Annotated in this window: 11 protein-coding genes; all 11 read left to right on the top strand. The window is 45.5% G+C overall.

All coding sequences use genetic code 11. From position 1 onward, the window contains the following. The first annotated feature begins 162 nt into the window (after positions 1-162). Positions 163-2,226 (top strand): dissimilatory sulfite reductase SirA, encoded by a 2,064-nt coding sequence (sirA, locus tag L5M28_RS20395; protein ID WP_113939219.1) that lies wholly within the window; start codon positions 163-165, stop codon positions 2,224-2,226. A gap of 62 nt (positions 2,227-2,288) precedes the next feature. Next, entirely contained in the window at positions 2,289-2,729 is a 441-nt protein-coding gene (locus tag L5M28_RS20390; RefSeq protein WP_028761786.1) for a rhodanese-like domain-containing protein, read from the top strand. A gap of 85 nt (positions 2,730-2,814) precedes the next feature. Next, a complete protein-coding gene (locus L5M28_RS20385) occupies positions 2,815-3,597 on the top strand; it encodes an FKBP-type peptidyl-prolyl cis-trans isomerase (protein WP_263195900.1) in 783 nt (260 codons plus the stop codon). A 34-nt stretch (positions 3,598-3,631) separates the two neighbouring features. Next, positions 3,632-4,312 carry a tetratricopeptide repeat protein gene (locus L5M28_RS20380; RefSeq protein WP_263195901.1) on the top strand — a complete coding sequence of 227 codons (681 nt, stop codon included), beginning with the start codon at positions 3,632-3,634 and terminating at the stop codon, positions 4,310-4,312. 88 nt (positions 4,313-4,400) lie between these two features. Further along, positions 4,401-4,892 carry a nitrous oxide reductase accessory protein NosL gene (locus L5M28_RS20375; protein ID WP_219253156.1) on the top strand — a complete coding sequence of 164 codons (492 nt, stop codon included), beginning with the start codon at positions 4,401-4,403 and terminating at the stop codon, positions 4,890-4,892. A 10-nt stretch (positions 4,893-4,902) separates the two neighbouring features. Further along, a complete protein-coding gene (gene nosD / locus L5M28_RS20370) occupies positions 4,903-6,192 on the top strand; it encodes a nitrous oxide reductase family maturation protein NosD (protein ID WP_411569190.1) in 1,290 nt (429 codons plus the stop codon). After that, a complete protein-coding gene (locus tag L5M28_RS20365; RefSeq protein ID WP_263204277.1) occupies positions 6,189-7,229 on the top strand; it encodes an ATP-binding cassette domain-containing protein in 1,041 nt (346 codons plus the stop codon). The genes nosD and L5M28_RS20365 overlap by 4 nt, the downstream gene beginning before the upstream one ends. Beyond that, positions 7,226-8,098, top strand: a complete 873-nt coding sequence (locus L5M28_RS20360) for an ABC transporter permease (protein WP_263204276.1) — start codon at positions 7,226-7,228, stop codon at positions 8,096-8,098. Before L5M28_RS20365 ends, L5M28_RS20360 begins: the two co-directional genes overlap by 4 nt. A 221-nt stretch (positions 8,099-8,319) precedes the next feature. Next, positions 8,320-9,603 (top strand): transcriptional regulator, encoded by a 1,284-nt coding sequence (locus L5M28_RS20355; RefSeq protein ID WP_263204275.1) that lies wholly within the window; start codon positions 8,320-8,322, stop codon positions 9,601-9,603. 235 nt (positions 9,604-9,838) lie between these two features. Beyond that, on the top strand, positions 9,839-11,953 hold the full coding sequence (locus L5M28_RS20350; protein WP_263204274.1) for a M13 family metallopeptidase: 2,115 nt from the start codon (positions 9,839-9,841) through the stop codon (positions 11,951-11,953). A 169-nt stretch (positions 11,954-12,122) separates the two neighbouring features. Beyond that, the coding region (locus tag L5M28_RS20345) for a transposase (protein ID WP_263204288.1) at positions 12,123-12,254 on the top strand (132 nt) is incomplete at its 3' end.

Raw genomic sequence — 12,254 nt, 5'->3', positions numbered from 1 at the left:
TTTATTCATCTTGATTTATCAGCGGGAATTTAGTGTGCTCTAGCTCTGATTTTTAATGGTTTTTTGCCTCCACCATGCTGTAACTGGTCAATTGTTTATGTCGTTCAGTGAGCAGTTAGGTTCAGTAGAAAATAAAAAACTAATGATAATTAGGAGTGAATGATGAAACGATGGAAATCCAAAATAGCACTCAGCGTGCTGTTTTGTTTAGGTACTATCGTCAGTGTGGCCGGAATAGCATCCGATGCTAAACCGGGCGAGGTAAAGCCTGGCTATGGTAATAAACAAATGAGTGCGGAAGCTCAGGGAATTATGGCTAATCCCGATCTAACACTAGAATCCCGTGGTGTAAGAACACTGCAGGATTATATTGTTCAGGAAAAAGAGTTGTTTGATTTTCTTTTTGAAAATCATCCGGTATTTAAATATGCCGAGCAAGGTCGTTTAAAAGGAACCTATAAGGTCAGTGACCGTGGTGAAGAATACTTACACGGTGGTGATAGCCAAAAATATAGCCAACATCAAGAGGGCAATCGCCCTATGGCATTGCAATATCGCCTCGGTGCCAAGTCGATTTTGGATTTCCCAAATAAGTTTGTTGGTCCTGAAAAATGTGGTGAGTGCCACGGTCCACAATATGAAAAGTGGAAACGTTCACGTCATTCAAAAACCTTACGTTTTCCGGGGAGTCATCCCGAAGTCGATAACGATTTAAACAAAACCATGTATGGCACTAAGGATACTTCTATCCTGCCAGACGGCATTACCCCTGATGCAATTTATGCGACGGTGGGAACACCAAGAACCAAATACGGCTTTATCGATAGCTACTTAGTACGCGGTACTTTCCATGTGAAAGACGGTTTACTCAAAGATGGTACTGGCACTATGGTCGCCGGTGGTAACCAATTCTCCCGTGGTTGGGCTGAATGGTTAACCCCTGAAATGGCGAAGAAAATTCAGAAAGTTATTCCTGAATTTCCAACTAAAATGGAAGATTTTGGCGCGAGTGGTTCACACCAATGGGGTATGAGCTCCTATGGTGCTAAATACGAGAAGGAATTCTTATTCCAACCTGCGAGTTCCTATTGCGAAATGTGCCACACCTTTAAGTTTGATTTTAAAACTAAAGATGAGTTTTTTGCAGCCCTTGGTAATCCTAAAGAGCTCCAAAAACATACAGTGTCACTCGGTATTACCTGTGAAGAGTGTCATGGCGCAGGTGGTCATTTAGACGGCGGTATCGGTGGTGGTATGCCTTCTAACTGTGAGCGTTGTCACCAGCGTTTTAACTTCGTAGAAGAACTTGCGCAAACCCCACAGGGTAAAGAAAAACTGGAATATGCCTTTAACGTGAAGATGAAATCTTCGTGCCCATCTTGTGGTACAGAAGGTTCGCAAATGTTTGCCTCGTCTCACTACGATAAGGGTATGCGTTGTTCTACCTGTCATGATCCACACGAAGTGACTGATGGTGATTGGAAATCCGGTATTACTAAACCAAAACTCATCAAAGAATGTACCGATTGCCATACGGCACAGGCTGAAATTGCGAGTAATACCAAAACCCACAGTAAACAAACTTGTCAAAGCTGTCATATGCCAAACATGGGTAGTTGTGAAAACTTCACCGCGATCCAGTTCCCTGATATGGCCGGTTTCGACAACGTTCGTAAGTCGCACATGTGGAAAATCGATGTTGATCCATTGCGTAAGACACTTAACCCACCTGAAGGTAAGTCTCGCGACTCATCCACTAAGGGCTGGACTGTGGCGAAGGACGAAAATGGCCATAACTACCTCGATCTCATGTGGACCTGTGCTCGTACTTCCGCTTCTGATCACGATGTAGTGGATAACAAAGGTTGCCATAGCCAATTCCAATCTAAGTTGGGTGAGGGTCTGCACTTTAAAGATCAACAGCAAATCTACGGCAAAGTTCAGAAGTGGCAAAAACCAGTGAAAGAAACCTATGCCAAAGTAGAAAAAGCCCTTATTAGCATCGATAAGTCGCCCAATATGGCGAAGTTATCGGTAGAAGATAAGACGCAAGTGCTGTTGTTGACCGATAAAGCTCAAGATGTCCTCAAGCTGATTAAAGCCGATGGTTCATGGGGTGTTCATGGTGCGCGTTACTCACAAAAACGCTTAGATGCCGCCTTGACCTATGTGACCCAAGCCCAAGCAATCATTGATGGTAATGCGCTGAGTGCGAAGAAAATATAGTTTAACTTGAGTCCTAGTTATCCCCGACACCTTTGGGTGTCGGGGAATATGAGAGCCTAATTATGCATAACATGCTTCGTCAAAGTGTAAGCCGAATATTGATGGTGTTGGCCTTAGGCGTGACTGCGATGCCAGTCATCGCCGGTGGTGGTTCAGAAATGTCTGAAGTGCCCTATAACGAAATCCAATTAAATCCCATTTCGATGATGGAAGCGGAAACCTTAGTCGGCAAACAAGGCGTTTATTTTTTCGACGTAAATACACTGGAGATATGGGCAGAAGGTTTTATCCCCGGAGCAGTTTTTTTCAATGTTCAGAATTGGAGAGAGTTACTTCCAAAGAATAAAGATGCAGTCATGGTGTTTTACTGCGCTAACCGCCTTTGCACCAGCAGCAATATGGCGGCGAGAGAAACCATGAAGCTAGGTTACACAGGTGTGCGTCATATGGCCGATGGTATTTATGGCTGGCGTATGTCAGGTCGAGTAACAGAAAAACCTTAGTAACACACAGGACCGATGTTTTATCGGTTTGGTTTGCAGGGCCAAAAGGCGAAACCCACAGGGTTAACATTGTAGAGAACATAAAATGAAAACACGTATGCCAACTTCTTTTATCCCCAAAAGCATCACAGTGGCGACCTGCGCCGCATTATTTGTTTCGGTAGCCAGTTTTGCCGGCACAAGTCTGAAAACCGATGCAGATAAAACCTCTTACAGCATTGGCGCTTCTATTGGTAATTACATTTCTGGTCAAGTCTACAACCAAGTTGAATTAGGCTCAGAGGTGAATGTCGACTTAGTCGTGCAAGGTTTTGTGGATGCGCTTAAAGATAAACAGCAATTAACCGACGAAGAAGTGCTGACCTACCTGAACCAAAGAGCAGAACAACTCAATGCCGCAAGAACTGTCGTTGCTGAAAAACAAATGGCAGAAACTAAAAAGGCAAGTGCGGCATATCTTGCTGAAAATCAAAAAAAGTCTGGCGTTAAAGTTACCGCCTCTGGTCTTCAATACGAAGTCTTAACCCAAGGTAAAGGTCATAAACCCAATCCAGAAGATGTGGTCACAGTGGACTATGTTGGCACTCTTATCGATGGGACTGAGTTTGAAAATACGGTTGGACGTAAAGAGCCCACTCGGTTTGCATTAATGTCGGTGATCCCCGCTTGGGAAGAGGGATTAAAGTTGATGCCTGTGGGGTCTAAATACCGTTTTGTGGTACCAGCAAGCCTTGCCTATGGCACTGAAGCCGTAGGTATTATCCCTCCTGAATCAGCACTTATCTTTGAAATTGAACTGAAAAATATTGAGAAACCCAGCGAAATGAAAGAGATGAAAAATAAAAAGATGATGCCTGCACACGGTTAATCTGGCTCCTAAAACGAGTTGTTTGGAGAGTGAAATGGAGACTGGAATGGTGAGCTTAGGACTAGGCACTGGCATCAGTTTACTGTTGTTTGTTGCTTATATTTACTGGCAGCACATGCGTCTAAACCTAGTAATGGGAATCGCACAGTTGCCAAACATGTCGAGCAAGGTGCCCTTTGCGATGGGAATCGTCCTAGTGCTGCTTACCCTTGCTATCTACAGTCAAACAGGCCGTTTTAGGGATTGGGATCAAGGTCGGATTGATGAAAATATTGATTATTTAGTGGCGGCCGAGATTACCAAAGCCAGTCGTTGGGCTCAGAGTGAGCCGCAAAACACCTTGGCACTTATGTCATTAGCTCAGGCTTACAATGCGGGAGGTTTGTACTCAGATGCGGTGCTGACCTTAGATAAATTACTCGAAATAGGGGGAGAAGATGCCGAAGTGTTAGGGGCAAAAGCTAACGCGCTTTATTACCGTGAGCTTCGGCAAATGACACCTGAAACCCAAGAGGTGATTGCCAAAGCATTAGCACTCTCTCCCTTTGAGCCTCAAACCCATATGTTACTCGCGGCAGATGCTTACTTGCATGCTCGTAACCAAGAGGCCATTGACCATTGGCAGCTCCTGCTCAAACACAATGGGGACAGTATCAACCGTGAAGCAATCGATAATGCGATTGCAAATGCACAAAGCAAAATGAATGAAAGATGAAACCCGTTTCTATCAACCCTCGCCGTAAAGATCTGTCCCTGCAAGGAATCTGGCGAGGCGTTGATATTTTAATAAAAGGATAAATAGGATGAAGAAATACTATGCATTGTTGCTGTTAGTGCCCTTGCTATTTGGCTGTAATAAAAGCGAGGCCACAGACCATGTTCATAAAGCCGAGATGATCCACGAGCATGACCGTTGCCATTTATGCGGCATGGTGATCACTAAATATCCCGGACCTAAAGGGCAAGTGCATCTCAAGGCTGAGAAAACGGTACCTAAGTTTTGTTCTAGCCGCGATATGTTTAACTTTGCATTACAGCCTGAAAATAAAAGACAAATTGATTACATGATGGTGCATGACGCGGGCACGACCGATTGGGATCAACCTGACGATGGCGCCTTTATTGATGCTCAAAATGCCTTCTATGTTTACGGTACGACTAAGAAAGCTGTGATGGGACCTGCCGTTGCCCCTTTTAGTACCAAAGCTGCCGCCGAAGCCTTTGCTAAGGAATACGGCGGCCGAGTGCTGAGATTTGATGACATTACCTTAGAACTGCTCGCGGGTGATAAATAAGGTTGTGATGATGAAGCCGCATCTATTGCTGATTGGGCTGCTGTGTTTTGCCTCTTTTGCTAGTTGGGCAGCACTCATTCGGGTAACAGATACAGATTCACTCACCCTTGCCCTTAACAAAGCCCAAGCAGGTGACACCTTAGCGCTAGCCACTGGGGTGTATGAAGGCTCCTTTAAGGTGACGAAATCCATTTCGCTAAAGGGGGAAATAGGCGCGACATTAGATGCACTGCGCCAAGGCAGTGCATTGGTCATTGAGGCACCTCAGGTAAGTATTGAAGGGCTAAATATCCGCCACTGGGGACGGGATCTGTATTACCGTGATGCCGCCATTTTACTCAAAAAAGGGGCGGATCATGTGCAGATTAAGGGAAACCGCTTGGTGGGTGATGGTTTTGGTATTTATGGCGAACAGCTAAACTCGCCCATCATCACGGACAATAGTATTAGTGGCAACGGTGCCATTCATGTGCTTGATCGGGGTGATGGCATTTATCTTAAGCATGTTAATTCGCCACAAATTGACCGAAATCAGCTGATTTTTGTCCGTGATGGTGTGTATTTAGAGTCCGTTACCCACAGCCGCATTTATGAAAATCAATTCACTAAGCTGCAATATGGTATTCACTATATGTATACCCAAGCCGACGAAGCGTGGCAAAACCAAGCGATTGCCGTCGATGGCGGTTATGCCCTAATGAATTCAACCCATATTTACCTGCACCACAACCGTGTGACTCAGGCGCGGGACTTTGGCATTTTGCTCAACATTACTGAGGCATCCCATGTGCAAGCCAATGTTGCGAGTCAAATCCATAACCCTAAGGGCACTGTGGAGCTTGGCAATGAAGGGAAAGGTATTTTTATTTACGCCGCTCAACATAACCGTATTCAAGATAACGAGTTTAGCCACAGCGATACTGGGATCAGTATGGCCATGGGCGGAGAGGAAAATCGCCTTTGGCATAATCGTATTATGGCCAATCAAACCCAAGTCAAATATGTCGGAGAAACTCAACTTGAATGGAGTTATCAGGGGCAGGGGAATTACTGGTCGGAATATCAAGGTTGGGATCTGAATGGCGATGGATTAGGGGATATTGTCCATAGGCCGAATGATAGTTTAGATAAACTGTTTTGGCTTTATCCTGAAGCCAAACTGTTGATGGAAAGCCCCGTTGTGTTGTTACTGCGCTGGGTGGAACGCCAATTTAAACCCCAAGTGACGAGCGGTATAAGTGATAGTTTTCCCCTAATGCAAAGTGGCGCGCACGTACTGATTGATGGAGGTTCGCGATGAATCATCAAACTTTGACCTGCTCAGCAAATAAGCCTATAGCGAGTGCTGATGTGGTTGTTAAAGCGACAAATATCAGTAAATGCTATGGCAAGTTTAAGGCTCTGGATGATGTGAGTTTTGAGGTGTTAGCGGGTCAAGTGATCGCACTCCTTGGGCATAATGGTGCGGGTAAATCTACATTACTCAAGCTTATTTTGGGATTACTTACCCCCACAAGTGGCCTGCTCCAAGTTCAAGGTCATAGTGTGAGCTCCCAACAAGTGCGGCAGAGTTTGTCTTTAGGCTATTTACCTGAAAATGTGAGTTTTTATGACAATATGACCGCCAATGAGCTGCTGCGATATTTCGCTAAGCTTAAGGACGTTGCCTTGCCTAAAGTGCATGAATTACTTGCTGAATTTGGTTTAGAGGCCGCTAAAGATAAGCGTTTGAGTACTTTTTCTAAGGGGATGCGGCAACGTCTTGGGCTCGCGCAGGCGATATTGGCTGAGCCTAAGGTACTGTTACTCGATGAACCGACAGTTGGTTTAGATCCCTTGGCATCGGCTTTCCTGTATCAAAAAATCGCTCAGCTCAGGGCGCAGGGCTGCGCCATTATTATCAGTACCCATGAGTTGGGATTAGTACAAGATCAGATGGATCGCGCTTTGATCTTAGGTAGAGGACGAATGTTAGCTTCGGGAAGCTTAACTTCCCTGAGGGCGGCGACTCAGTTGCCAAATCATATCTTGTTGCATTTTCTATCTAATACTCAAAGGCAAGCATTGCTAGCGGATCCCATTTTAGCGGCATGTGTTAAGGCAAACGCGGGGCAGGGACTCACGCTCGCTGTGTCACAGGAGCAAAAGTCAGCCGTGTTAAATCACTTATTACAAAAAGTGCCCGTGGGGGATTTTTCTATTGAACCTCCTAGTTTGCAGAGTGTGTTTCATCATTACATGGAAAGTCTTTGCCCCCTTCAGTCGTCAAAAATACCCACAAAGACTATTAACATAACCGATATAAATCAGGCGATTAATTTGGAATCAGTCCTATGAACCGTTCCGAGGTTTTGCACCATCGTTTAAGTGCCATGAGTATAGTGAGCACCATAGCCGCCAAAGAGTTTAAGGATAATTTACGTAATCGTTGGTTATGGATGATGGCGGGAATCTTGTTGCTGCTATCTCTGTGTGTGAGTTTTATGGGCAGCGCTGTGTCCGGCAACTTAGTGGTATTTGAGCCTGCCCAGATCCTTTCTGGGTTAGTCACTTTATCGGTATTTATGCTCCCTTTAGGTGCGATTTTGTTGAGTTATGACAGCTTTGTTGGTGAAAAAGAATCCGGCACTCTGTTGTTACTGCTGACCTATCCATTAGCACGTTGGCATCTGGTGTGCGGCAAGTTTTTAGGCCATGCCTGCGTGATGACCATTGCCTGCATTTTGGGCTTTGGTTTAACAGGATTAATACTGATATCACTGGGCGATACTCAGGCCCAGTTATCCATAGCGATCGGGTTTACCCATTTGATTATGAGCAGTATTTTACTGTCATTAGTGTTCGTGCTCTTGGGTTATTGGGTTAGCTTGTGTGTGCGAGAAAAAGCCAAGGCACTGGGGATATTACTCATTTTATGGTTTGTGCTTGTGCTGGTTTATGATCTGATTTTACTCAGTGCAGTGGTTGGAATGAGTGAGATGTTTAATCGTACTGTATTCAATCTACTGATTTTGTTGAACCCAACTGATCTGTTCCGTGCTTTAAATTTACTCGCGACTCCCTCGGATACACTCGTGGCTAAAAGTAGTCTCACTCTGCTTGCTCAAACTGGGCTGGGCTTACCCTTAATGTATGGTTTGCTGGGTGGCTGGATTGGTGCATTACTTTTGTGTTGTTCTTGGATCTTTAAATACCAAGAAATCTAGTTTAGCGACCTCTGTATTAGTCTAACTTTGTACTTATTAAACAATGACTAAACTGAGTATAGAGTCACACTCTTATATGTTGTTAAAAGGTAAAATAAACCATCTTGACTTGGTGATTGCATATCATCGTTTTCTTGGAAAGAAACAATGTCACATGATGATTGCATGTTGTTAGTGTAATCAAACTTTATCAGTATTGGCTGATCTTTCAGGCGTTTAACATGCATAAAATCACATCTTATTTAATGTTAGATGAACAGGCTAAGGAATTAGTCGATCATGTGAATGGGACAACCATCAGCCTGACTTTTTCCGAAACGGCCTTATTAGTGCTGCTGTTATCATCCTCGAATGCCATTTTTACTAAGGAAGAATTGCTACAGGTCGGCTGGCCTGAAAGGGTGGTTGCTCCTACCTCTTTAACGCAATGCATCAGTACCTTACGTAAAAAGCTCGAACCCTATACCGAAGTGCAGCTTAAAACCGTGGCACGCCGCGGTTATCAATTGCATATCTCTGAACAATCCCATGTAAAGATGTTGGCGATCAATGATGCGAATGCAATTCGTGATGCCTTAGTGGGGGTGTCGGTTTGGACTAAAGTTGCTGGTATTGCCCTCTTGTGCGCTATCTTGGCAATCGTTTGGTATGTGAGCGACCACCATGCGGTGGTTAAACAGGTGGCTAAATGGCATGCCGATAAATATATCAGCCTCAATATTGGTGGCACGCTGGGGACGGCGCGAACCTTCTATATTGGTGATGAGGATCGTTTACATCCTTCATGGTGGCAAAAACATTTAGCGCCAGAGGGAAATCACATCAATAACCTGAATTACTTCAGTGCATTTACCTCAACTGATGGCAAAAATTATTCGATGGCGATTTGCCCTGAACTGGACGCCGATGCCTGCAGTGGTCACGGCATCATCAATATCACGGCGATAGATGCAAAACCCGCAGGATTAAATATGGCGGAGTTCATTCCGCTGAGCCAAATAATGGAGCAGCGCATTCGCTATAACCGTATTGTCCTCCCTGCGGATGATAAAGGAATGGGTGAGTTACTTGAGCACAATTACCATGCGGATATTTATTTTCCCGTCGCGGGCGAACTCTTAGTTCGTAACGATCTCAGTATGTCTCTGGTCTATGAAGGGCAAAATAAGGGTAAGTTTTATTCAACCTCCTGTATTACAGATCAAGATTGTTTAACTACGCCGATTAAATACACTATCCGCGGTGAGTTTGAGCAGTACCAGACCACAATTGATGACCTTAAAGTCGATGTTTTTCACGTTAAAGTGTTACAAAAAGAACTGACAAAACCGGATGAAGTCAGCCATTCTGCTATGCAGTTCTACCGTGAAATTCGTAAGCATGATATCCGTGATGAAGATTTATTTTATTATCGTGTTTATCAAAATGAGCACACGGCAGTATGGATCATTCCTCAGATGGGACAAGTGCTTGCGTGGACTCAGTACACTCAGATCAAATTATAAAGTAGTCGTTAGCCAAACTTGATTAAGCCGACATAGCGTCGGCTTTTTTGTGCCTGCAGTTGAGCGCGGTCGTGATGATGCTAAGCTGCGTGTTTCAGCGTCTGGCTCAAATTGTTTGCATTAACTTTCTATCATAAAAATTGGCTTTGTTTTACTTCTTCATTCAGTGCCAGTTACACTGCCAAACTTAGCAATCACACTATAAATACAATAATAAAAAAGAGAGGAGTCATTCATGTCGGACCGTCTTATTCCCGTGCTGTTACTGTCAACTTCAGTACTGGCTGGGCTCACTGCTTGCAGTGATAACACCACAGAAAACACAGTTAAAACCAGCGAAAACGCACCAAAAAGTCAAGACGTTGCGGCTCAAATGCCGATTGGCATTAATGTCGCGGCTATGACGCCAACGGTAAAACCAGGGGATGATTTTTATACCTACGCCAATGGCGAGTGGATGAAAACGACGATGATCCCAGCCGATCGCTCCAGCACTGGCGCTTTCCTCGTTGCCTTTGAAGCAACCGAAAAGCATAAAACCAGTTTGATTGCCGATCTGGTGAAAGCGCAACATGCGGCGGGGAGCGACGAAGCGCGTATCGCCGATTTCTACAAGGCTTACACAGATACCGCTGCTATTGATGCCGCAGGAATGAAGCCTGCCGAGGCGGATATTGCCCGTTATGAGGCCATTGCGAGCAAGCAGGATTTATCTGCGGCGTTAGGCGGAAACCTGCGCGCGGATGTCGATCCTCTCAACGCGACCGACTTTTATACCGAAAACCTATTTGGGATCTTCGTCACCCAAGGTTTAGCAACGCCGGGCGAAGTCTTACCTTACTTTTTACAGGGCGGTTTAGGCTTACCTGAGCGTGAATATTACCTGTCTGCCGATCCTAAAATGGTTGACATTCGCACCGCTTACCGCACTTACATTGAAACCTTGCTCAAAGATGCGGGTGTGAGCGATGCCGCTGTTCGTGCCGATCGTATTTTCGCCCTTGAAAACAAGATTGCCGCAGCCCACGCCAGCCGTGAAGCAAGCGAAGATTTTACTCAGTCTTCGGGGGTATGGAGCCGTGCTGACTTTGATGCCAAAGCACCGGGCATCGATTGGACTGCCTTTCTAGCGTCGGCGCAACTGGGTAATCAGCCTAAATTTGCGGCCTACCATGCGACGGCGATTACGGGACTTTCTGCGCTTGTGGCCTCTGAGCCTTTAGAAGCATGGAAAGATTGGCTCGTGTTCCACCATATCAACAGCCATGCTGATGTGTTGCCATCGGCTATCGACAACGCTTCGTTTGCCTTTAATGGCACTAAGCTTTCTGGCACGCCAGAGCAGCGCAGCCGTGATAAACGTGCCTTAGCGGCACTCGACCAATATTTAGGTGATGCCGTAGGCCATGCCTATGCCGAGCAATATTTCCCCGCTTCGGCCAAAGCAGAAGTCAGCGCTATGGTGGATAACATAGTGACCGCTTTCGGTCAGCGAGTGGAAAAACTCGATTGGATGGACCCTTCAACCAAGAAAGAAGCCCTTGCAAAAGTGGCAACGATGGCGGTGGGCGTGGGTTATCCCGACAAATGGCGCAATTACGACAGCTATGCAATGACTGCGACCAATGCCTACGCCAATGCCATCAATGGCGAAAAAGTAGAGTACAGCCACCAGTTAGCCAAGATTGGCAAACCAATGGATAAAGGCGAGTGGTGGATGACGCCGCAAGTGGTGAATGCGGTGAATTTGCCCGTGCAGAATGCGCTTAACTTCCCCGCGGGTATTTTGCAACCGCCATTCTTCGATGCTAAGGCCGATGCCGCTTACAACTATGGCGCGATTGGCGCTGTGATTGGTCATGAAATCAGCCATAGTTTTGATAACAATGGCGCGGCATTCGACTCGACTGGCGCTATGCGTAACTGGTGGACGCCCGCTGACTTTGCTCAATTTGATAAGCAAGGAGATGCGTTAGCGCAGCAGTTTGATGTTTATGCGCCTTTCCCTGATTTACACGTGAATGGCAAGTTGACTTTAGGTGAAAACATTGCCGACGTAGCAGGTTTAGCCGCCGCTTATGATGCTTACCACGCCTCGCTTAAAGGCAAAGATGCCCCAGTGATTGGAGGCTTTACGGGTGATCAACGCTTCTTTATCGGCTTTGCACAAACCTGGGCTACTAAGATGCGTGACGAAGCCCTGCGTGCTCGGGTGGCAACCGATGGACATGCCCCCGGCATGTATCGCGCGCTGACCGTGCGTAACTTAGATGCTTGGTATACTGCATTCGATGTTAAGCCTGGCGACAAGCTGTATTTGGCTCCAGAAGATCGCGTTAAGATCTGGTAAGTTTACTGGGTTGATTTGAAAGGAAGGGGAACACTAACGTTCCCCTTTTTATTGTCATCCCAAAACCACCGCCTCTGGCGGTGGTGATTGTTCCTTGAGGCTATAGCCTGAATTACGCCCATGCTAAAAGAGACTTCTTATTCACCACAAGTAAGAGGAAACGAAAAGCATGGGCGATTATAGAAGTTCATCACATGTTTATTGGCGTTGCAAATATCATATTGTTTGGACTCCGAAGTACCGTTTTAAAATATTAAAAGGAAACCTTGGTAAGGAGTTATACAGGTCAATTTATATTATA

The organism is Shewanella sp. SW32 (assembly GCF_025653365.1).
Taxonomy (GTDB): domain Bacteria; phylum Pseudomonadota; class Gammaproteobacteria; order Enterobacterales; family Shewanellaceae; genus Shewanella; species Shewanella oncorhynchi.
This window is presented reverse-complemented; position numbering and strand designations above follow the sequence as displayed.